We start from the raw sequence: 22,398 nt of genomic DNA on the forward strand, positions 1-22,398 counted from the left end.
GGATATGTTAAAGGGGGCATATGGAGGGGGGTTGTCGGCAGCCTTCTGATTCTTTATTTTTGTCCGGATCGTAACATCCTTGCAACATCTCTTCCGTCCGGCACGGATTTTAAAATAAGCAAAGTTGGGATTCTGATTCTGTGTAAAGTTTGTTTTCGGGTGATGCAGTCTTTCGTTTTTATAATCTTTTATGAGCTTCAATATTGTCGCCTGCCGAACGCTATGGCAACGGTTACGTGGCTGCAAGCGATGATTCCGGCCGAGGCAACTGTATCGGACAGCAATGAAATAAAATGTGAAATTTGAAAATCAGAACCTCACCATCATCTCCACCACCAGTTTGTCTTGTTCCGATTCCAAAGCAAACGAGCGGTCTGAATAGAAATACTTCTCATAATTCAAACGAAGATCTGCCTGAAACGGTTTCCCGAAACTGAACGTCAGGCCTCCTGTGATGCGCTTGCGTTCATAATCAGTAATCAAGAACTCCCCTTGTTCGTCTAATGTGCCATCGCTGTTGTTGCCCATATAATCGAAACGGGCAAGGAGAGAAACCTTTTTGAACAAACTTTTCTTTTTCCGGATAAACCAATCGTAATTCACAAAAGCATCCACCGCCCATACGCTCTTAAACGAGGAATTGGCATACTCCTTATACATGGTTTCCACTTCGAAATGACAGTTATTCCAGTTGTAAAAGGTGCCTATATCATACATATAAATGTTCCGGTCTGTAGGACGGATACGCTGTGTGCTCAATGTGAGGTTATAGCCTTTAAAAGGAGTTAATTCCAACTTTGCCGAATACGAAAGGGCCTTGTGCCAGCCTTTTTGCTCTGTCAGTCCCGAACCGCTGAACAAACCTGCTTCCAGCGAAAAAGGGAACCCTTCTTTACGCACATACTTTAATGTAGCGCCAGCATCACGCAAACTTCCCATCTGCTTGGCGATAAACGAACGATTGGCAAAATACTGCAAGTGAGGCGAGCGGTGCGCGTCGATCGTAAACGGTACACGCATCTGTCCGGCTGTAATATAAAATCCTTTTAATGGAGTAACCCGTGCGTAAGCATCCAGCATCTTGATTTCTCCCTCATCGCAAAGGTCTATTTCGGCTTTATAGCTTACGATGGGAGTTACATTTCCCGTAACGCTCACTCTTGCGGTGCGCACCTGAAAACGCTGTTCTCCAGTAGCGGTCTGATACTCGTACTTGCCTCTCAACGTTCCGTGCACTTCCGGCAAGTAGTCTTTCCAACTTACCTCTTGCGCTGCAATCCCTATTGCATCAAACGCAACAAGCAATGCAAATATAGCTTTCTTCATAGACCAAACTTTAAAAATAAGTAGATGTTGAGAATTAGTTTATACAGAATCTGTCTGTTCAGAAATGCAGATAATTTTGCTGATAGTCTGTGTTTAATCAGCAAAAAATTGTATTTCTGATAATATTATTTAATTTTGCGCACTTACTTATATGAACGGATTTGCTTGTAGGAGCGTATTGCATACGCCCCTACATTGTCTGAATATGGACATTTACTCATTTATCCCCTCCGGGTTTTACATTCCAAACCAACAGAGCACAGAGTGTTGACAACAGTGCCGCGCCTATCCAGAACCAGTTAATAGCGGTAAAGTCGTATGTTTCTACACCATTTACCACCGCCTTGTTCCCCTCTATCAGAATCCCGCTCATCACATCCTGGATGCCTGCGCCCACGTAGCTGGCTATGCCGACCACGCCCAATGCCGCCCCCGAAGCGTTGCGAGGAGCAATATCTACCGCCATCAACCCGCCCAGGAAACAAAGCAGCACACCGATGCTCAGACCGAACAATATCATTGCCGTCACGTCCAGCCAATAATGCACGCCGGGAACCAGCAGGAACAGACACAAGGCACAGGTATTCAACAAACCGAATATCAATGCAGGAGCATTACGCTTGCCTTTGAACAAGCGGTCTGACACGAAGCCCGACAATACCGTGCCGACAATACCGCATACCGAGCCGATGGAGATAATGAAGCTGGCATCCAGCGTATCGTATCCTTTCTGCGCTTCCAGATAGAATACCCCCCAACTGTTTACGGCATACCTACTGATGTACATAAATGCGCTCGATAATGCCAATATCCAAATGGCAGGCATCAGCAGCACCCGCTTTTGCGCCTTATTGAAGTCAGCAGTCTCTGCCTCGGTCAACACTTTCTTCGCTTTAGGCTGATTTACAGGAGGCAGTCCCTTGCTTTGCGGCGTGTCATGGAAAAAGTTCCATACAATTAACGCTCCCAGTAAGCCCACCAATCCGGCCCCCCAAAATCCGTAACGCCAGCCGGATGCGCTCACGATGGAAGCCACGATGATAAAGGTCAACGCCTCGCCAATGTTGTGGCTTGCCGACCAGAATCCGTAGAACGAACCACGTTTTTTGTCATCAAACCAACGCGACAAACCCACCACGCACGAAGCAGCTCCCATCGACTGAAACCATCCGCTGATTCCCCAAAGCACGGCGAACAGGACAAACGAATGGATAAAGCCCAAACACAGGTTCACAAGTGCTGTCACCAACAGACCTGTCGACATAAAACGCCTGATATTGCTTCTGTCCGCCAAAAATCCATTGGTGAACTTTCCTATAGCATAGGTGAAGAACAGCACCGAGCCGATGATTCCCAGTTCGGTTTCCGAAAAAATGCCTTCTTCTACAATGGGTTTTTTCACCACATTCAGACTCAAACGGCAGACGTAATACATACCGTACCCTAACGTGGCGGAAAGGAAAGTGGACCACTGCAGGTGCTTCAGCCTCCGTTCCGATTCAGGTGTCCATCCGTCTCCACAAGGTTTCGGCTTGGATACTTTATAAAACTCAATTATTGATTTTAAAATCATATCATTTCTTTTTGTTCTAATTCTTTTAATATACAACTCTCCAAATTATCACCCGGCTTATAATGCAAGACGCTCATCCCTAAAGACCGAGCTGTCATGCAATTGGCAAAAGAGTCATCAATGAATAAGGTCTCCCTCACATCTATTCCGGCATCCTCAACGGCTTTATGGAATATAACCGAATCAGGCTTTGCCGTATGCAACTTATAGGAAAGGTAGATTCCCTTAAAAAAATCATCGGCATTTAATCCTCTATAATCGAAACTTTTCTTGGAAAACGTGTTCCAATGTATAGAATTGGTATTGCTCAAAAGATATAAATTGTATGTATCCTTCAGCATATACAGGAGTTGCAATTTCTCTACAGGAATCCTGCCCAACATTCCATTCCAAACCGAATCGACTTCCTCATCCGAAAGAATCACGGAAGCCCTTGCACGTATTTCGTTTCTAAATTCACAATCAGACAGGTTTCCTTTCTCATATTCCAAGAAAAAACCGGCTTTATGGGCACTGCCGACTTCATCATCAGCGAACTGTATCCCGAACGCTTTGCAGGACTTGGCAAAGCGTTCCACAGATACATCTATCAATACATTGCCCCAATCGAATATTAAATTCTTAATCATACCTAACACAGTGTTTGGAGACTGAGAAACAGTTTCTGAGAATGGCTTATATTGTCTGCATGGCCTTACGGAACCATGCAGACAATTATAAAAGCTCCATTCAACCTTTATTGATGCAACCCCTTATCTCTCAGATAGTCCAAGAGAAGAGCCGGACGGTCTGTCTGAATAAGCTTGGCTCCTTGATTGATAATCCATCCCCAGCTTTCCTCCGGTTCGCCCAATTCCACCGCACGGTCATCATCGTGTCCTCCACAGAGTTCAGGCCACAAAGAATTGATGAATATCTTAGCCCCACTGTCTTTTACCTTCTTGATGAGACGCAACACTTCGGGCGAATCATTATTGAAAACCAGCTCAAACGCTTTGGGTTTCATATGCTCCAGGTAACCGTCGATAAGGGCTTCCGCTCCCTCCTTATGCAGGTTTACCACCGGCATAAAGACCATCTTGTCCAAGACTTCCCCATTTTCGGCCTTCACCTTTTCATACGGATGGTTCGACTTTATCACACACTGGTCTACCGTAGCTGTTTTTTCCAATACGGCGTATGCATCCTTAAAGTAATCGTATCCCTTGTCTACGTTCACCATTATCTTACCTTTGCAAAGCATCATCACTTCTTCGAAGGTAGGGATTTTATGACGGGTCTTCTGACCGTGCCCTCCTTTCAAGAAGAATTCCCTCAGCTCTGCAAGCGTATAGTCTTCAGGTTTTCCTTTGCCCGTTGTCGTACGGTCGATGGTCTTATCGTGCATCAAGACCAAATACCCGTCTTTTGTCTTTTTCAAATCTATTTCCACCATATCCACTCCCATGTCTATGCAATTCTGAATAGCCTGTAACGAGTTCTCAGGAGTGTTGCGCCAATCACCACGATGCGAAACCACTAAGATTCCTTCGGACGCTAAATTTTCGGTAACAGATACACTCTTCTTTTCAATGACTGGTTTCTCAGCAATTGAATTATTCTTCTCTTTCGGTCCGCAAGATGACAATGTCAACAAGCAGACACATACCATATATATAAAATACCTCATATTGAAAACCTTTTTAATTTGAACGACGACCGTTTCTTAAACTGTTACCTCCCCGCATTGACCAGCCTTTCATTGCCCCGGTAGCGGTTGTCCGGAATGCGCACAATCTGCCCGGCTGTTGGTTTGTCTCGACATTCACACAAATATAAACCGTACCGTCACTGCCTATTGCCGGCGATGAATAAATCTCATTGCCCAGCTTGACTTCCTTATATACTTGCTTGCCTTCTTCATTCAGGATGTAGAAATAGCCGGCACCGTCTCCGAAACAGATATTTCCGTTATCGGTTATGGCAGGTGTACAGCGAATCCTTCCCTGGCTGCGGAATGTCCAAACCATATCTCCGTTCGATTGGCTGTAGCAAGTCATCACGCCGTCACTGTCACCGACATACAGACGCCCGCTCAAGTCAAGCGCAATTCCGCTGTTGTCGTATTTCGATACACTTGGCGACTGCCATTTGACAGTTCCATCGGCAGCATTTACAGCCATGACGATGCCTCCGTCAGACGTGTTGCCGCACATATAAATCGTTCCGTCTTCACCCAAAGCCGGTGCAGCCGTACAAGACGCTCCATATTCTATTTCCCAAAGTTTAGAACCATCTGCCTTGGCGAAAGCCAGCATCTTGCCACTGTTGTTGCAGACATATACGGCATCGTCACCGATAACCACCGGAGACTGTATGTCACCGCCGCAATCCGCACTCCACAATTCACTCATCGAAACAGCTGAAAGAGCACATAACTTTTGATTGTCACCTCCATAATATACAGTTCCGTCCGTATCCACAGCCGGAGAAGTATATTTCACATTGTCATTCGTATCGTATGTACCCAAAATGGTTGAAGACTCCGCTTTGAACGCATACAAATTATCATCATAACTGCCGATGTAGAACGTTCCGTCATCAGCAACAGCCGGTGTACTTCTTACCACATCACCCGCCTTATAAGTCCATTGTTCTTCGCCGTTATTATTCAGCACCGCAATGTTATAATCACCGCGGCTGTTATTGGCATCGCAACCGAAAATGATGTTCCCTTGATTATCAACTGCCAAAGAAGCATCCTGGAATCCCGTAGTGGTAGCATATTCCCATATCAGTTCCGGTTCCTCATCTGATAATGATTTTTCCTTGACAGCAATGGTCTTATCAAAGGAATTTGCATTCTGCTGCCCCTGATTGTCCCATACAGTCAACACCACCTTGTAATCACCTGGCTCACTATAGGAAATGGTAGGATTCTCTTCTTCCGATGTTGTTCCGTTTCCGAAATCCCATTGCCAGCGGCTTATCTGACCGTCTTCGTCAAACGACAGATTGGTAAACGAAATGCTTTGTTCCACTTCCACTGTAGTAGCCGTAGCCTTGAATGCAGCCACCGGCTTAGTATTCACTTTATCATCATCTTGGCAGGCGGTTATCAATACAAACGCCGCTGCCATCCATATTAGTTTTTTCATACGCTGTTAATCTCTTTTTAAGTTGTCAAGATATTTTTTTAACTCGACAGGAAAATCCGTCTGTGCGACAGTTCCTCCCAAACTGACAAACCTGTTTACTTTCTGATAGTTGTCCGTATATGGAGTATCATCGTCATTGACATAGACATTCATGAATCCGGCTATCCCGTTACTATATGCTTTCTCCAAAATATCGTTTTTCCAAGCCTCCGAATTGAATTGAACGATAGCAAGTTTATCAACTAAAGACATAAAGCCGTCTAAGTCATCCATTGTGTAAACAACCGGAAACACATTCACCGTCTTGTCAATGTTCAACAAATTGGACGCATCCTGCAACTCGTAAACGGTAAACATACTTTGAGACAGCATACCGCATTGTTTCACTATATTGTAAACGGAACGGTAATCCGAGATCTTCATGTCAATATCCACATATATCTTCCCTCTTGCCGCCATCAGCGCCTCTGCCAATGAAGGTACATGTTCCATTGTCTGTCGACCGTCAAAATACAAATAGTAAGACTTTATCTCTTCGAATGTCAAGTCAGAAACCTTACCTGTTCCATTAGTGGTTTCATCTATCGTAGCGTTGTGCATCAACACAAGCTCGTTGTCTTCCGTCATCCGCACATCAATCTCGATGAAATCAATGCCGTTCTGTATAGCCTTCTCGATAGCGGAAACCGAATTTTCCGGAGCTTCCTTCCAATATCCACGATGTGCACATACCTGATAATGCCTGTCTGTCAAAGATTCAGGAATAGAAAGACGGACTGTCGAATTTATTTCTTCGGCAAAAACCTTTACCAAAGTCTTATATTCTTTCACCTCTCCAGTAGACAAGATTACAGAAGCCACTACCGTATAATCATCAGGTATACGATAAGCATGTGACGGAGAAAATGCATCAGATGTTTCACCGTCACCGAAATCCCAACAGACAGAAGCTACATCTGATTCCGTCACATTCTGGAGCGTAAATGTCACGCCTTCTCCATAACCGACCTCATTGGCAGAAGCCTCAACCGCTATGGATGCAGATGCCGCACCTCCTTCTATCGAATCGGAGCCACAGGCATAGAAGGACATGACAGATACAAGCATGAAAAACTTAAAAGCCTTTATCATTGCGTTCCTCCTTTATTTGTCCCAATCCGGATTCTGTACCAAATTTTCGTTCAACAATAAGTCACCTGTTGGCAGAGGATACAGATAATCACGCGATTCATCGAATTGTTTTGTATTATCCTTAAAACCGATTAAATTGCCGTGGTCACCTTCCGTAAGCTGAAGCACGCCTCCGATTTCCACACTTTGCGCAGCGGTAGTCGAAGGGGCAGTACCCGTGTACAACATCAAATCAGGTGCACCGTCTCCATCCAAGTCAAACTCGCCTAATGACGGGAAATACATACCGATAAAATGAGGTTCCAGCAATTTGCCGGCTTTCCACCTCACTAGGTCATCCCAACGGAAACCTTCCATTACCAACTCAATCCGCCGTTCTCTCCTAATTTCTAATATGATTCCTTGACAGCTTCCCGATACATTCGGATACAAGGCTGCCAATACCGCATCGGGCGACTGATTAGCAGACGTCATATCTAAATTAGGCATACTGACCCGGCTGCGTATCAGCCGGATGGTACGGTCTATATCATCCTGTGTAATAATGCCCAGTTCAGCTTTTGCTTCCGCATAGTTCAACAAGACTTCAGCATAACGGATAAACGCAACATCCTGATACGAAGCTCCGTCACCGTCTTGCGTTTCGTCAGATAAGAACTTGCATAGCTGATAGCCTGTCATCGTAGCAGCAAAATCAGGAAGCAAGGTAGCTGTTCCGCCTATACGCTGATACCCCAAAGAACGGATTGTCTGCGCCAAACGGCGGTCACGGCTCTGCATTTCATCGTAGAATCCCATTGTGGCATATCCTGTCTTACTTGTAAAAGGCATTCCGTTCAGTTGGAGGTAGGAGTCTACCAAGTCTTTTGTCAGGCCGATGTCACGTTGGGTACGTGATGTCAAGTAATAGTTCACATTATGCATCTGGTTCAAAGTCAACGAATAACGGCGTCCCAAAATCACTTCATCCTCTTTTAATGTAGAAGCGAACAAATCCCGATAGTCCGTATCCGGATTGCCTGTACTATACAAGGTATAGCCTGATTCGTCCATCACTCTTCCTGCAGCTTCGTAAGCTTTCTGTAGCAATGTATCACTTCCTTGTATACCCAACTCTGTATGATATTTACGGAAAGTACCTTCATACAAACAAACACGGGAGAGAAGGGCCAATGCCGTCCAGCGGGTTACCTGATCAGAAGCACGTTCGTCCCCCAACTTGTCTACAGCTATCTCCAAATCCTGTATAATCTTGCTTACAACAAATTCACGGCTATCACGCGCTTTATACAATAAATCGGTGTCACCGGTCTGAATAACCGTTTCATACCAAGGCACGTCACCGAAGCGTTTTACTTTGTCAAAATAGAACCACGCACGGAAGAACCGGGCTACTCCTTCATACTTATCGCGCCCCGCTTCATCGGTACAGCGCTGGTAATTGTCGAAAAACAAGTTTATTTCACGCAGATCTTCCCAATCCCAGCCTCCGCTTCCTGTTTCGGAAGGAAGAATCCGTTCGTGGCTGCGCTGCTCTTCCGGTATGCTGGAATACAGCACATTATCCGTCTTCAGGTCTGCATCGATAATGTTACGGATAGAAGGAAGCTGTTCATAAAAACCGTTTGTGTACAGTCTCAGGTCATCTGCCGTCTTAAATGAATTTTCCGGCGAGATTTCCGCAATGGGATAACGGTCCAGAAAGGAATCGTTACAGGAAACCGTCAATATGCTTCCCACAAAAAGGGAAACCAATTTGATTGTACTATATTTCTTTTTCATAACTGATATTCTTTAGAATTTAATGTCAAAACCAAAGGCAAATGTCTTGCTGAAAGGATAAGCATTGCCATTACCCAATTGTTCAGGGTCGACAGTACGGTCTGGATTATTCTTGTACAGCGGAGAGAATGTCAGGATATTCTCGCCGGACACATACATGCGGATGCTTCTGATAATCTTCAGCTTCTGGCAAATCCGTTCGGGCAAGGTATATCCAAGAGTAATGTTTTTCAAACGCACGTATGCTGCATTCTGAAGATATTTATCCGAAACAACTCTTAATTGTGATCCTTCGTAATCGCCACCTTCATTGGCTGCATAAACAGCCAGACGCGGGAAATAGGCATCCGGATTATCCGGTGTCCACGACATGGATTCGATGCTTTTCGGATAGAAGTTCAGGTATTGTCGGGTGAAAGGTCCCCAGAAATAACCGTTATCATCACCCGGCCACCAGTCTTGTTTTAATACACCCTGGAAGAATGCGGAGAAATCGATGCCCCGATAATTGAACCCTAAATTAACACCCAAGGAATATCTTGGTGTGGTATTTCCAATCCGACGCAAATCGCCGTGATCGCTCAATGTCTGTTTTCCCGGAGTGATTGAACCGTCTTCATCAATGTCCTTGAACTTCAAGTCGCCCGCTACAGGATGGTTTACCAGATAATAGTTGCGTATGCGCTGGTTCACCAGCAGCTGGTCGGCATGAGTCAGATATTCGTCATCGGTCTGGAAGAAACCTTCAATCGTATATCCCCATACTTCTCCCAGTTCTTTTCCTACATAGAAATCATCAATGTTCCCGCTCGAATTGTCGAACCGGGTAATAACCGTACGGTTATCTGCAAGGTTTACCCCGATATTATATTCGAAAGGAGCATCCCATAAGGTAAAGCGGTCTCTCCAGTTTACCGACAACTCAAAACCTCTGGTACGCAAGTCGGCAGCATTTTCTTGCGGTTCTTCCGTACCGAACACGGCAGGAAGCTCCTTGCCTTGCGTCAACATATCGCGTGTGTCACGCTGATACCAGTCGAACGAAGCCGAAAGACGGCTGTTGAAGAAGGACAAGTCAATACCGGCATTAATGGTTTGGGATTTTTCCCAAGTAAAATTAGAAGAGATAGCATCGGGAGTACTCAAGTAACTCAAGTTTGCCCCATTTACAATATAATTTCCTTGGCTCACTTTCATTTTAGCGATATAATCGTACTCGCCTACATTCTGGTTGCCCAATGTACCGAATGACAAACGCAGTTTCAGATTGTCCATCCACGAACGCAAAGGTTCGAAGAACTTCTCTTCGCTTACTCTCCAAGCAACTGAACCAGAGGGGAATATACCCAAACGATTATCATGAGGGAACTTGGACGACAAATCAAAACGTCCGTTGAACTCAATCAAATACTTCCCTTTATAATCGTAATTGAACCGATAGAAAGCGGCACGGATGGCCCATTCTGCTTTCGAACCCAGCAGCTCGATATTCTCGCCGGTCGCCAAATTAAATGAACCTAAATCTTCCGAGATGGGTCCGCTGCGCATAGCTACCGTACGCTCCCAGTGTCTCCACTCCTGATTAAACCCGACCATCGCTTTCAGGTTATGCTTATCATTGAAGGTATGGCTATAAGTAGCAAATGCATTGATGGCCTGATATTGCGAATGCCAGTGTCTTTCCTTGTACAATTCTGTATTGGGCTTATAGTCGGTCACTCCCTCTCCACCCGGCTGGTTCGTATGAGGAGTAGATACACGCAACTGGCGTGAGAACGGACTTTCCTTACGGAATGTATAATCAGCGTTCAAGTCCAGTCCTTTAATAGGAGTGTATTGTATACTGAATGTATTCATCAAGTCATATTCCGAATCCGTTCCGTGGCTCTTTCCGTAAGTCAAATCAGCGAAAGTACCGTCGGCAATATCACGCCCCGGTGCATACGGACTGTTTATCATAATGCTTCCGTCAGGATTGTGAGGCAAATACAACGGCGAAGCATGGTAAGTGTATTTCCGCCAGTCTTCATCGTTATTGTTTCCGCTCATATCGCGGGCGTTGGTCACCGGATAATCGTAATCGCTCATATAAATATTGGTAGAGTTGGTAAACTTCAAGTTGTCCAATATCTGAAAATCCACCTTCGAACGCAACGTGTAGCTTTTCATCTTGTCGGGATTGATGCGGTAGATACCGTCGCGCGAATAGAATCGTCCCGACAAGTAATAGCGCACGCGGTCGGAACCTCCGGAGATGTTCAGGTTATGTTCCATCGAAGGCTGGTTGCTGCGGAAAATATAATTCCACCAGTCCGTATTGCCGTAATGCACATACCGTTCTACACCATCTATGGTCTTTATCAGCACACTGGGAAGCGACGGGTCTTTCTTACGCGCCTCCATATAAGCATAATCTTCTTCGGTATAGCCTAAATAGGTACTCGTGTTTTCCATCAGGCTCAGCTTATCACTCAACCGTGCCCATTCCAACCCGTCTGTAATGAAATTGTCGGTATTAATGGTCGGATTGCTCCATGCGAAATGATTGGAGTAGTTCACCTGTATCTTCCCTTTCTCGGGATTCTTGGTCGTAACCAATACCACACCAAATGCGGCGCGTGCTCCGTAAATGGCAGCCGAAGAAGCATCCTTCAGAACCGTAACCGAAGCGATGTCCTTCGGATTAATGTAGTTCATATCCCCTTCTACACCATCAATCAGCACCAGCGGTTCGCCTCCGTTGATAGAACCTTCGCCACGCACATTGAACGAGGCTTTCTTGTTAATCGCACCGTCGCTGAACGACACATTGAAGTTGGGGATAAGTCCTTGCAAGGCAGACCCCGTATTGGCGCTGATGCGGTGCTCTATCTCCTTGGACGAAATCTGCGCTACGGAACCCGACAAGTTCGCCTTCTTCGCCGTACCATATCCTACAACCACCACTTCTTCCAATACTTCGGTATCTTCTTTCAATACAACATTCGCCAACGCTTTGTCTGTAGCCTTGAACGTCAATGTCTTATAACCAATGTACGAAATATCTATCATCGCATCTTGAGGCACATCGGCAATAGAGAAATTACCGTCCATATCGGTAATGGTTCCGTTTGAACTTCCCCTTACCAATACACTGGCACCGATAACGGGAATGCCGGTTTCGTCTACGATCACTCCTTTTACATTGAGTCCCTTTCCTGCGGGTTGCACCTGTTCCTGCGGCTGCTTCGAAATGACAATCATTTTTTCCTGTATAGTCCATGTCAACCCTTTGTCAAGGATTTGCGCCATCACGTCTTCTAAGGAAGCATTTTGAAACGATGCATTCACCTTCCGGTTCACATCCACCTCGTCTGTCTTGTAAACAACAGACAACCCTGTCTGGCTTTCCACTTCTTTCAATACGGTCTTCAACGGAGCATTGCTAAATGTCTTGCTCACCGTCTGGGCGTATCCAAACGTCAACGCACCCCACCCGAACGAAAGGCATAGGAACAGCCTGAGAAAAACTTTTCGGTTGTTCATAATTTTTTAATTTAATGGTTAATTGATTTAATATGATAAACATGATTATCCCACGTTACTGAGAACGGAATGATTTTCTGCAATGCCTTGAAAATCTGTTCCAAGGTTTCATCGTTCCGCAACGAAATACTGAAGGTTTGAAACTTCAGTCTTTCATCTTCTATTTCAATCTTCACGTTGAAGTGACGTGACAATTTTATCATCAAGTCCTGAAAAGTAATATTGTCGTTTACCAGCTGGTTGTCCATCCACGCATTCGACTGGAAAGCATTGACCGACGTGTGTTGCAGCTCGCCGGTATTCTTTATCAGTTTCATCTCTTCTCCCGGATTCATGTCAATCGACTCGTCTTTATAATTGACGGTAACTCTCCCTTCGATTAAGGTAGTGGAAATAAAGGGATCCCCCTCGTAAGCGGACACATTGAACTTTGTGCCTTTCACCACCACGTCATACCCTTGGGTACGGACGGTGAAAGGCATACCATTTTTTTTCGACACTTCGAAATAACCTTCTCCGCTCAATGTGACAATACGTTCTTTCTCATTAAAGTCCGTGGAATACTTCAATGTCGAACCGCTGTTGAGCCAGACCAAGGAACCATCGGCGAGAAGCACTTTCGACTTTCCGCCCAACGGAGCCTCGCTGACGAAATAAAAACAGGCCTCCGTCTGATGAAAATAATACCACGAAGCCGTGATGGACAGGCATACCAAAATGACGGCGGAAGCGACCCAAGCACCTATCCGCCTGAACGTAAAACGCCGCTTGGGAATCATTGGAGCAATGGCTTCCTTGGCAAGCAAACGTGCCTGAAGCTTTTTCCATTCTCTCTCAACTTCAGTGCTGGCGCACATTGCACTGGCCCACTGCTTTTCCCATTGTCTGAAAAGAGATAGGTTTTGGGGATTTTCGTTGATGAACTCAAACAACTCCCGTTCATCGTCACGGGTTATTTTCCCATTGAAGTACCGGATAGCCAAATTATGTTTTTCTGATGTTCTGTCCATAGAAATTGATTTCTATAGATAGAACAATTTGGCAGCTTTTTACCCAACCCCCGGAGATGTGTTTTTTATTTTGTGAAGAGGAAGAAAGACATGATGACAATGTATTGGTAGTAGGATGAATTGTCCTTCAGATAGTCTGAAATCACCTTCAATGATTTGGATATGTGTTTTTCTACTGCAGTGGTGGATATGCCTAGCAGCTCGGCGATTTCTTTGTTCTTCATTCCGTCAAACCGGCTGAGCAGGAATATTTCTCTGGAGCGTGGAGAAAGTTTGGACAATGCTGCGTCAATCTGCGTTTTCAGGTCTTCGTAGAGGATGTTTTCGTCTGTAGAGAACATCAGGTCGGCGGAGTAAAGTTTTTCTTCACCGTCCAAAGTGCTCAGATAGTCTATTGAAAGGTAGTTTGCCAGCATGTGGTGTTTCAGGTAATTCAGACATGCGTTTCGGACCATTAGGAACAGCAGCGAACTGATGGATACGGCTGAAAGCAGTTGCCTTTTCTCCCAAAAATTCATGAAACATTCTTGCAGGATGTCTTTCGCCACATCTTCATCCTGAACGAAGCGGATCGCATATCCCAGCAGTCTTGGGTAAAAACGCTTGAACAGGTACTCAAAGGCAGCATGGTCATTTTGTTTGATAGATTCCAGCAAGTCCTCATTCGTTGAGAAACGAAGGGTGTTGGGTTGGCTTATTTGTACGGTCATGTCTTAAACTTACAAAAACAGTTTGTTGCAAATTTAGAGAATATTTTAATTTTGAATCAAAAAGATGTGCTTATTTTTGATTTCTTGCAAAGAAACTTCTTCTATTTCATTCCTTATTAAAAGAATGTTGCATTTATGTTTCAGTGTTTTGGAAAGAAACTGCAGTGTGAAAGGCAGATAGGCAAGGGGAAGCATTTCCTGTTCTTCTCCGTCAGACGGCGGTTGTCCTCCTCGCAAGAGCAGAAAAATGTCCTCGAAAACAATTTTCAGATTAAATGGCAGACAAATAGCCTGTAACAATATGGCAGATTCTTGCATGGAGATGGAACGGGATGGATGTGCAGAGGCTATAAAAATACAAGTCCCCGGCTCCTTGCGGAATCGGGGACCTGTATGTGGAAAGTCGGTTTGCCGGGAGATTTATTCAGCCGCAGCAACCGGACGTTTTTCCTTGATTCTGGCTTTCTTTCCGGTAAGTTTGCGCAGGTAGTACAGTTTAGCGCGGCGAACTTTACCGATCTTGTTTACTGTAATGCTGTCGATAGCCGGAGATTCCAGCGGGAAAATACGTTCAACGCCGATTGTTCCCGACATTTTGCGAACTGTAAAGCGTTTCTTTTCGCCATGTCCGCAGATTTTGATAACAACGCCGCGATACATCTGTATACGTTCCTTGTTACCTTCAACGATACGGTATGCTACTGTAACCGTGTCACCTGCTTTGAATGAAGGATGCTGTTTGCCAGTAGCAAATGCTTCTTCTGCAATTTTAATTAAATCCATTTTTTCTTTTTAATAAATTGTTAGATCGTTACAACGCAACATATCAAGTAACTCTTCATGACAGCGATTGCGCGAAAGCGGTGCAAAGTAAGCGATTTTTTGCGATACAGCCAAAACTTTCGCTCATATTTTGAGTCCGGTGGAATGTTTTTTGCGGGAAGAGGTGAAAATGCTTTGTCCCGTGTGTTTTTTTGGCTACATTTGACGTGAAAAATAGTTTCATAAACTGATATGATTGTGAAAAATAGCATAAAGATTGTTCTGCTGGGAGGGACGCTGCTGCTTGGCGGCTGTGCTTCCGGCTATTTGGTGAAAGATATTGAAGGAGGAAGGGTGGCCATGACCGCCGAGTACGACAAGAATCCCGACCGGGATGCGGAAGCCATCCTGCAGCCTTACCGCCGGGTGGTAGACAGCATCATGTCGCCTGTTGTCGGACATTCGGCGAGAGCGTTGGAGGCATACCGTCCGGAATCGCCGCTTTCCAATCTGCTGGCCGACATCATACGCCGGGGAGCGGCGGGCATTTCCGGAAAGCCGGCGGATGTGGGCGTGATGAATATGGGCGGAATACGCAATTCGCTTCCTGAAGGAGAGGTCACTTACGGCATGGTGTATGAAATAACTCCTTTTGAAAATGCCGTGTGTGTGCTGACTCTGGACGGAAAGACGCTGATGGAGCTGTTCCGGCAGATTGCTGGAAGGGGAGGCGAAGGACTCAGCGGAGCAAAGTTGGTCATCTCTCCCGACGGAAAGCTCCTTTCTGCGGAGGTAGGAGGGCGTCCGGTTGATGAGGGAAAAGACTATACGGTGGCTACCATCGACTATCTTGCGGAAGGGAACGACAGGATGGCGGCTTTCCGCGAAGCGAAATCGAAAACATTTCCTCCCGAGCCGCTGCTTCTGCGTACCGTATTTCTCGACTATGTGAAGGAGTGTGAGCGGAAGGGCCGCTTTGTCGATGCGCCGGCCGGCGGAAGGATAACGGTGGCGAAATCTGAAAACAAGTAACTTAAAAACAGTGTGCTGATATGAACCGCAGAATTACAGGTGTGTTGCTGATGTGCTTTGCCGCAGGTCTGCTGGCGGCACAGAACGTCAAAGAACTGCTTATTTATCATACCAACGATATGCATAGCCGCATCGAACCTTTTGCGGCTTACTATCCCGATACGGCGTTGGCCGGAAAGGCCGGTGTCATTCGCCGCGCTGCATTTATACGTGATGAAAGAAAGAAGCACAAGGATCTGCTGCTTTTTGATTCGGGCGACTTTTCGCAGGGAAGCCCTTACTACAACCTTTTCAAGGGTGAGGTAGAGGTGAAGATGATGAACGAAATGAAGTATGATGCCGGAACTATCGGAAACCATGAATTTGATTTCGGGCTGGACAATATGGCAAGGCTGTTCCGGATGGCAAAGTTCCCCATTGTGTGTGCCAACTATGCGGTTGAGGGAACCGTGCTTGAAGGACTGGTGAAGGAGTATACGGTGATTGAGCGCGGCGGCATACGGATCGGCGTGTTCGGACTGGGCGCTCCGCTTGACGGGCTGGTGGCTCATGCCAATTACGGAAATGTGAAGTTTGAAGATCCGGTTTCAGAAGGGCAGCGCATTGCCGACTTGCTGCGCAATGAAGAAGGGTGTGACCTGGTGGTCTGCCTGTCGCATCTGGGATGGAACGGAGAGCCTTATTCGGATGTGGAACTGATTGAAAATACCCGCAACATCGATATCGTGCTGGGAGGACATTCGCATTCTTATTTTGAAGGTCCCCGGTATTACAAAAACTTGGACGGGAAGGAAATCCCTGTCCAGCAGATGGGCAAACATGCGGCTTTTGTTGGCCGGATGGTTGTCAGAATGCAGGAAGAATAATTTAAAGGAACAATCATGAAAAGGCAATTATTGTGTTTGGTGCTCGGCCTGCTGGCAACGTTTTCATTGCACGCGCGGCAGCCTTCGGTGCTGGAAGCGCTTGGCGATACGGCGGCGTGCAGACGGTGGGTTGACGCACAGATGGAGAAAATGACATTGAAGCAGAAGATAGGGCAGCTTTTCATTTATACAGCCCCGCCCGAATATACCCAGTATAACAAGAACCGTCTGCGGAAAATCATTGGCGAGTACGGTGTGGGCGGATTTCTTTTTTCCGGAGGCGAGGCGGAGAAGCAGGCCAGTCTGACCAACTATCTCCAGCAGGTGTCGGAGGTTCCTCTGCTCATCGCATTCGATGGGGAGTGGGGGCTGGCGATGCGCCTGAAAGACGCTCCCGGATTTCCTTACAACCGGGTGCTGGGATGTGTGGCGAACGATTCCCTGCTGTATGAATACGGGCGTGAAGTGGCCCGGCAGTGCCGTTCCATAGGGGTGCATGTGAATTTTGCTCCGGTGGCTGATGTAGACAGCAACCCGGATAATCCGGTTATCGGCTGGCGTTCGTTCGGGAGCAGCCCGAAACGTGTGGCCGAAAAGGTGGTTGCTTATGCCCGCGGACTGGAAGACGGAGGAGTGCTGGCCGTGTGCAAGCATTTCCCCGGTCACGGCGATACGGACGTTGACTCGCACGAGGCGTTGCCCGAACTGGCGTTCGACCGCCTGCGCCTGGACAGTGTGGAGCTGTATCCGTTCAGAAAGGCGGTAGAGGCTGGCATAGGCGGAGTGATGAGCGGTCACCTGCATGTGCCGGCGTTGGGAAAAAAGCCCGCGTCGATTTCTTCGGACATTCTGCGCGTGCTGAGAGATGAACTGCATTTCGAGGGACTTGCGTTTACGGATGCGCTGGAGATGAAGGGAATTTCCGGCAATGAAAATGTCTGCGCGCAGGCGCTGGCGGCGGGAAATGACATGCTTCTTGCTCCCCGCAACCTGAAGAGGGAGCTGAAAGGCGTGATGCAGGCCATCAGGCACGGCGAACTTTCGGAGGAACTGATTGAAGCGAAATGCCGGAAGGTACTTGCTTTCAAGTACGCGCTCGGGCTGGCGGACAGCAAGCCGGTTTCGCTGGAAAATATTGGAAAGGAATTGCAGGATGCCTCCGTTGGAGCCTTGCAGCAGAGCCTGGCTTGTGCAGCAGTGACCGTTGCCCGCGATTCAGACGGACTGGTTCCTTTGGATCTGGCCGTTTCAGGCACTGTCTTGCTGAGCGTGTCGCCTGCGCTTTCCGAGGCTTATCCTTTTTATAAGCGTTTGAATGCTGCGTTTCCCTTAAACTGGATACATGCAGATGCGGATTCCATTCCGGAAATCAGACGCAGGCTGCGTCCGGTGCAGCGTGTGATTGTGGCCGTTCATTCGGACGACCTGCTTCCGTATGATTCGCTGCTGACTTCTTTGGCTGAAGACAAGCCGCTTGTGCTGGTTTCGTTTGCCGATATGAAGGGACTGGAGAAAACGCCGGATCTGTTGCGGAAGGCATCGGCCGTGATTCTTGCGCACGACGGGCAAGAAGCGGTGCAGCAGTATGTGGCCGACTTGCTTTTGGGCAAGGCGTATGCCGACGGGCGCCTGTCTGTGCCTTTGGGCGATGTCTTTGCGGAGGGGACGGGTGTGACCGTTGATCCGGAACATCCGCGTACCTGTTCTCCCGAAGAGCTGGGCATGGACTCTTCCGTACTGGCGCGCATCGATGACATCGCGGAAGAAGGCATTCGTGAAGGAGCCTTTCCCGGATGCCATGTGCTTATCCTGAAAGATGGCATGCCGGTTTATGATAAGTGTTTCGGAAAGCATACATATGAAGGAAACCGGAAAACGTTGGAAAGCGACATCTATGACCTGGCTTCGCTGACCAAGGTGACAGCTACCCTGCTGGCTGTTATGAAACTGTATGACGAAGGACGGATCGGACTTACTGACCGTGTGTCTGATTATCTCCCTTACCTGAAGCAGACCGACAAGTCGCGTATCACAGTTCAGGACCTGCTTTTCCACCAGTCGGGCCTTCCTGCCTATCTGCCTTTTTATCAGGAAGCGATCGACTTGAAGTCGTGCAAGGGCGGGCTGTTCAGGAAGAAGCGTGATTCGAACCATCCGTTCCGGGTGGGGGAGAACTTATATGCCTGTACAAACTTTTCGTATAAGCCCGAGTGGGTGTCGTCCGTACCTTCGGAAACGTATCCGCTTCAGGTGTCCGACAGCATTTTTGTCAAGGAGTCGTTCCGCGGAGAGATCATCAGGCAGATTGTTGATGCCCGGGTGAAAGGCAGTTCCTACCGGTACAGTTGCCTGAACTTCATGCTGCTCAAGGAACTTGTGGAAACCTTGGCCGGAAAGCCGATGGACGTTTATCTCGACAGCGTGTTCTATAAGCCGATGGGGCTGATCCATACGGCTTTCAATCCGCTTGCACGTTTCGGGAAAGACCGGATTGTGCCTACAGTGGAGGAGGATTTTATCCGGAGAGGACCCTTGCAGGGCTTTGTGCAGGATGAAGCGGCTGCGTTTATGGGAGGCGTATCGGGAAATGCGGGACTGTTTTCTTCAGCGCACGACGTGGCGCGCATCTGCCAGATGCTGCTAGATAAGGGAGTATGCGGTGACCGCCGCTACCTGTCGCGCGCTACTTGCGAGCTGTTCACAACCCTGAAGGCGAAACATAGCCGCCGCGGACTGGGATTTGACAAGCCCGATACGGAGCATCCTGAGGACGGACCGTGTGCGGCTGAAGCGCCGGCTTCGGTGTTCGGCCATACGGGTTTCACCGGTACGGCGGCCTGGGTGGATCCGGACAACGGGCTTGTGTTTGTGTTTTTGAGCAACCGCACTTATCCGCACGCTTCTGACCGCACGAAGCTTACGGAACTGAATATACGTCCGCGCATGCAACAGGCAATGTATCAGTCGTTAATGAAATGAATCTATTTAGACAGGGTACAAATTGCGCAGATTTTGCAATGTCGGTGTTACAACTTATGATAAAAACGTTACCTTTGTAACATCATTTTAGGACTAATAATAATTAAACTTTTTACTACAATGGCTTACGTAATTAGTGACGATTGTATCGCTTGCGGTACTTGTATCGATGAATGCCCGGTTGGCGCAATCTCAGAAGGTGACAAATATTCAATCAATCCGGATGCTTGTACTGATTGCGGTACTTGCGCATCTGTTTGTCCTTCTGAAGCTATTCACCAGGAATAATCGGATCGTCGTATGACAAAACTTATGCAGGAGCATCTCTTTGGGATGCTCCTTTTTTTATTTTCTTTCAGCCAGATAAACTCCTCCGACAATACAGGCCGCTCCGAGCAGCGATGTCAGCGTGATCTTTTCTCCCAAAATGAGATGGGCGGTGATGATGGTGGCAAGCGGATTGATGTAGAGATAGTTTGACGCTTTTGATGCACCGATCATGCGCACGGTGGCATTCCATGAGATGTAGCAGAGCATCGAGGCTATCAGTCCCAGAAAAAGCAGGTTGGAATAGACTTCCGGCCGCGAAAGAAGCCCGATATGAAGCTCTTCCGGACGGAAGGCGAAATAAACCGGCAGCGACAGGATGCCGTAGAAAAACACTTTCCGGGTGATGAAGAGTGTGGGATAAGCGCTTCCCAATCGCCGGAGCACCATGCAGTATAAGGCCCACGAAACGGCGGCGGCAAGTGTCAGCAGGTCGCCGGACAGATTGAATTCGAGCGTTTCGTTTCCGTTGCATACGATAAGCGCCACACCGGTCAGAGCGATGACCGTGCCTGGCAGAAAGAATCTTCTGAATTTCTCCTTGTAGAACAGCCGGGAAAGCAGCTGGGTGAATATGGGTGTCGTGCACACCAGCAGCGACACGTTTGAGGCCTGGGTGATTTCCAGCGCCGTGTTTTCGGTGATGAAATAAAGCGATCCTCCGAAAAGACCGGCCAGAAGCAGAAACAGTTCGTCGCGCAGGCTGTTGGCCATGAATTTCTTGTGCGAAATGGCCAGCAGGCATATGTACGCCACCAGAAAGCGGTAGAGGAATATTTCTGCGGGAGGAAGTCCTGAACTGATCAGAATTTTGGAAGATACGAATGTGGTACCCCAGATGCACACCGTCACGATGGCAAGGAGGTGGAATAAGTTTTCAGATTTCATGTGAAATTTGACGAAGGTATACACAAAAAACACCACAGAAAGCATAAAACATGCGTTCCGGCTTTCTGTGGTGAAAATAAAGTTATGGCATGTTTATTTCAAGCGTGCCAATGTTTCCTTGATGCGGCGCATCGCTTCAACGATGTTCTCGTCGGATGTGGCATAGCTCATGCGGATGCACTCGGGAGCTCCGAATGAAGTTCCTCCCACGCAGGCTACGTGGCCCACTTCGAGCAGATACATGGCCAGGTCTTCCGCATTGCTGACAACACGGTCGCCGTCTTTCTTTCCGAAGAAGGAGTCGCATTTCGGGAACAGGTAGAAAGCTCCCTGCGGCACGTTCACTTCAAATCCCGGAATTTCTTTTGCCAGCTTGACAATCAGGTCGCGGCGGCGTTCGAATGCCTTGCGCATTTCTTCTACAGGCTCCTGTGTGCCGGTATAGGCAGCTTCAGCGGCTTTCTGAGATACGGAGCACGGGCCGGAGGTGTACTGTCCCTGCAGCTTGTTCACTCCTTTCACGATCCATTCCGGGGCGGCGATGAATCCGATACGCCAGCCGGTCATGGCATAAGCCTTAGAAACGCCGTTTACGATGACCACCCGGTCTTTGATGGCCGGGAACTGCGCAATGCTTTCGTGCTTGCCGATGTAGTTGATATGCTCGTAGATTTCGTCAGCGATGACGATGACGCGTTCGTGTTTGGCCAGCACCTCTGCCAGTCCTGCCAGTTCTTCTTTGCTGTATACCGATCCGGTAGGGTTCGACGGAGAGCAGAGAATCAGCGCGCGCGTTTTCGGCGTGATGGCCGCTTCGAGCTGGGCCGGAGTTATTTTAAAGTCCTGTTCGATACCGGCGCGCACAATGACAGGCGTTCCTTCGGCCAGCTTTACCATTTCCGGATAGCTAACCCAGAAAGGAGCGGGGACGATCACTTCATCTCCCTTGTTGACCAGTGCGAGGATGGTGTTGCATACGGACTGTTTTGCTCCGTTGGCGCAACTGATTTGTGCGGCTGTATATTCCAGACCGTTTTCCTTTTTCAGTTTTTCAACGATTGCGTTCCGCAGAGCCGGATATCCGGCAACGGGAGAATAGCGTGAATAGTTTTCATCAATAGCCTTCTTTGCGGCTTCCTTGATATGGTCCGGCGTGTTGAAGTCCGGTTCTCCTACGCTCAGGTTAATCACATCAACGCCCTGAGCTTTCAGTTCACTACTTTTTTGTGACATAGCCAGTGTAGCCGACGGCGACAGGCTGTTCAGACGATCTGAAAGTTGGTTCATTTTTCCTTATGATGTTTAAAGTTGGATTTCTTTGCAAAATAAGCTAATTTCTTGGATATATGA

17 protein-coding genes are annotated in these 22,398 nt (G+C 47.4%); 4 read left to right on the forward strand and 13 right to left on the reverse strand.

Annotated elements, in window-relative coordinates; translation table 11 throughout:
• Positions 1-309 precede the first annotated feature (309 nt).
• From QUW60_RS04430 to rplS, 11 genes are all read right to left on the reverse strand, one after another.
• Positions 310-1,326, reverse strand: coding sequence for a porin (locus QUW60_RS04430; RefSeq protein ID WP_289558707.1), 1,017 nt, complete (start codon positions 1,324-1,326; stop codon positions 310-312).
• Between the two features lie 217 nt (positions 1,327-1,543).
• Complete coding sequence (locus QUW60_RS04435) at positions 1,544-2,896, reverse strand: MFS transporter (RefSeq protein ID WP_289558800.1); 1,353 nt, start codon at positions 2,894-2,896, stop codon at positions 1,544-1,546.
• Positions 2,896-3,528 carry an HAD family hydrolase gene (locus QUW60_RS04440; protein WP_289558709.1) on the reverse strand — a complete coding sequence of 211 codons (633 nt, stop codon included), beginning with the start codon at positions 3,526-3,528 and terminating at the stop codon, positions 2,896-2,898. The genes QUW60_RS04435 and QUW60_RS04440 overlap by 1 nt, the downstream gene beginning before the upstream one ends.
• Before the next feature lie 107 nt (positions 3,529-3,635).
• Positions 3,636-4,568, reverse strand: coding sequence for a glycerophosphodiester phosphodiesterase family protein (locus QUW60_RS04445; RefSeq protein WP_289558710.1), 933 nt, complete (start codon positions 4,566-4,568; stop codon positions 3,636-3,638).
• A 13-nt stretch (positions 4,569-4,581) separates the two neighbouring features.
• Positions 4,582-6,036, reverse strand: a complete 1,455-nt coding sequence (locus QUW60_RS04450) for an outer membrane protein assembly factor BamB family protein (RefSeq protein WP_204429943.1) — start codon at positions 6,034-6,036, stop codon at positions 4,582-4,584.
• 6 nt (positions 6,037-6,042) lie between these two features.
• Entirely contained in the window at positions 6,043-7,167 is a 1,125-nt protein-coding gene (locus tag QUW60_RS04455) for a glycerophosphodiester phosphodiesterase family protein (protein ID WP_289558713.1), read from the reverse strand.
• Positions 7,168-7,179: 12 nt separating this feature from the next.
• Positions 7,180-8,949 (reverse strand): RagB/SusD family nutrient uptake outer membrane protein, encoded by a 1,770-nt coding sequence (locus QUW60_RS04460; RefSeq protein WP_289558715.1) that lies wholly within the window; start codon positions 8,947-8,949, stop codon positions 7,180-7,182.
• A gap of 12 nt (positions 8,950-8,961) precedes the next feature.
• The gene (locus tag QUW60_RS04465) at positions 8,962-12,474 is read right to left on the reverse strand and encodes a TonB-dependent receptor (RefSeq protein WP_289558717.1); all 3,513 of its coding nucleotides are present in this window, start codon (positions 12,472-12,474) and stop codon (positions 8,962-8,964) included.
• Positions 12,475-12,485: 11 nt separating this feature from the next.
• Positions 12,486-13,484, reverse strand: coding sequence for a FecR family protein (locus QUW60_RS04470; RefSeq protein WP_289558719.1), 999 nt, complete (start codon positions 13,482-13,484; stop codon positions 12,486-12,488).
• Between the two features lie 65 nt (positions 13,485-13,549).
• Complete coding sequence (locus QUW60_RS04475) at positions 13,550-14,194, reverse strand: RNA polymerase sigma-70 factor (protein WP_289558720.1); 645 nt, start codon at positions 14,192-14,194, stop codon at positions 13,550-13,552.
• 420 nt (positions 14,195-14,614) lie between these two features.
• Entirely contained in the window at positions 14,615-14,977 is a 363-nt protein-coding gene (gene rplS, locus QUW60_RS04480) for a 50S ribosomal protein L19 (protein ID WP_258337753.1), read from the reverse strand.
• Positions 14,978-15,208: 231 nt separating this feature from the next.
• Between rplS and QUW60_RS04485 the strand changes: the two genes are divergently transcribed.
• From QUW60_RS04485 to fdxA, 4 genes are all read left to right on the forward strand, one after another.
• Positions 15,209-15,988 (forward strand): 5'-nucleotidase C-terminal domain-containing protein, encoded by a 780-nt coding sequence (locus QUW60_RS04485; protein ID WP_289558722.1) that lies wholly within the window; start codon positions 15,209-15,211, stop codon positions 15,986-15,988.
• A 20-nt stretch (positions 15,989-16,008) separates the two neighbouring features.
• Positions 16,009-16,854 carry a bifunctional metallophosphatase/5'-nucleotidase gene (locus QUW60_RS04490; RefSeq protein WP_258337751.1) on the forward strand — a complete coding sequence of 282 codons (846 nt, stop codon included), beginning with the start codon at positions 16,009-16,011 and terminating at the stop codon, positions 16,852-16,854.
• A 15-nt stretch (positions 16,855-16,869) separates the two neighbouring features.
• The gene (locus tag QUW60_RS04495; RefSeq protein WP_289558724.1) at positions 16,870-19,833 is read left to right on the forward strand and encodes a serine hydrolase domain-containing protein; all 2,964 of its coding nucleotides are present in this window, start codon (positions 16,870-16,872) and stop codon (positions 19,831-19,833) included.
• Positions 19,834-19,953: 120 nt separating this feature from the next.
• Positions 19,954-20,121 (forward strand): 4Fe-4S ferredoxin, encoded by a 168-nt coding sequence (gene fdxA / locus QUW60_RS04500; protein ID WP_258337749.1) that lies wholly within the window; start codon positions 19,954-19,956, stop codon positions 20,119-20,121.
• A 57-nt stretch (positions 20,122-20,178) separates the two neighbouring features.
• On the opposite strand, the gene QUW60_RS04505 is transcribed toward fdxA, so the two are convergent.
• Positions 20,179-21,048: a DMT family transporter gene (locus QUW60_RS04505; RefSeq protein WP_289558727.1), complete on the reverse strand. Its 870-nt coding sequence runs from the start codon at positions 21,046-21,048 to the stop codon at positions 20,179-20,181.
• Between the two features lie 93 nt (positions 21,049-21,141).
• Positions 21,142-22,335, reverse strand: coding sequence for a pyridoxal phosphate-dependent aminotransferase (locus QUW60_RS04510; RefSeq protein WP_258337747.1), 1,194 nt, complete (start codon positions 22,333-22,335; stop codon positions 21,142-21,144).
• Between the last annotated feature and the right edge of the window lie 63 nt (positions 22,336-22,398).

Origin of the sequence: Bacteroides gallinaceum, assembly GCF_030373775.1 — a bacterium.
Taxonomy (GTDB): domain Bacteria; phylum Bacteroidota; class Bacteroidia; order Bacteroidales; family Bacteroidaceae; genus Phocaeicola; species Phocaeicola excrementipullorum.

Excerpts from the sequence above, each read along its gene's own strand:
- QUW60_RS04430 (WP_289558707.1), bottom strand. The coding sequence starts at position 1,326 with ATGAAGAAAGCTATATTTGCATTGCTTGTTGCGTTTGATGCAATAGGG.
- QUW60_RS04440 (WP_289558709.1), bottom strand. The coding sequence starts at position 3,528 with ATGATTAAGAATTTAATATTCGATTGGGGCAATGTATTGATAGATGTA.
- QUW60_RS04445 (WP_289558710.1), bottom strand. The coding sequence starts at position 4,568 with ATGAGGTATTTTATATATATGGTATGTGTCTGCTTGTTGACATTGTCA.
- QUW60_RS04450 (WP_204429943.1), bottom strand. The coding sequence starts at position 6,036 with ATGAAAAAACTAATATGGATGGCAGCGGCGTTTGTATTGATAACCGCC.
- QUW60_RS04455 (WP_289558713.1), bottom strand. The coding sequence starts at position 7,167 with ATGATAAAGGCTTTTAAGTTTTTCATGCTTGTATCTGTCATGTCCTTC.
- QUW60_RS04460 (WP_289558715.1), bottom strand. The coding sequence starts at position 8,949 with ATGAAAAAGAAATATAGTACAATCAAATTGGTTTCCCTTTTTGTGGGA.
- QUW60_RS04465 (WP_289558717.1), bottom strand. The coding sequence starts at position 12,474 with ATGAACAACCGAAAAGTTTTTCTCAGGCTGTTCCTATGCCTTTCGTTC.
- QUW60_RS04470 (WP_289558719.1), bottom strand. The coding sequence starts at position 13,484 with ATGGACAGAACATCAGAAAAACATAATTTGGCTATCCGGTACTTCAAT.
- QUW60_RS04475 (WP_289558720.1), bottom strand. The coding sequence starts at position 14,194 with ATGACCGTACAAATAAGCCAACCCAACACCCTTCGTTTCTCAACGAAT.
- rplS (WP_258337753.1), bottom strand. The coding sequence starts at position 14,977 with ATGGATTTAATTAAAATTGCAGAAGAAGCATTTGCTACTGGCAAACAG.
- QUW60_RS04485 (WP_289558722.1), top strand. The coding sequence starts at position 15,209 with ATGATTGTGAAAAATAGCATAAAGATTGTTCTGCTGGGAGGGACGCTG.
- QUW60_RS04490 (WP_258337751.1), top strand. The coding sequence starts at position 16,009 with ATGAACCGCAGAATTACAGGTGTGTTGCTGATGTGCTTTGCCGCAGGT.
- QUW60_RS04495 (WP_289558724.1), top strand. The coding sequence starts at position 16,870 with ATGAAAAGGCAATTATTGTGTTTGGTGCTCGGCCTGCTGGCAACGTTT.
- fdxA (WP_258337749.1), top strand. The coding sequence starts at position 19,954 with ATGGCTTACGTAATTAGTGACGATTGTATCGCTTGCGGTACTTGTATC.
- QUW60_RS04505 (WP_289558727.1), bottom strand. The coding sequence starts at position 21,048 with ATGAAATCTGAAAACTTATTCCACCTCCTTGCCATCGTGACGGTGTGC.
- QUW60_RS04510 (WP_258337747.1), bottom strand. The coding sequence starts at position 22,335 with ATGAACCAACTTTCAGATCGTCTGAACAGCCTGTCGCCGTCGGCTACA.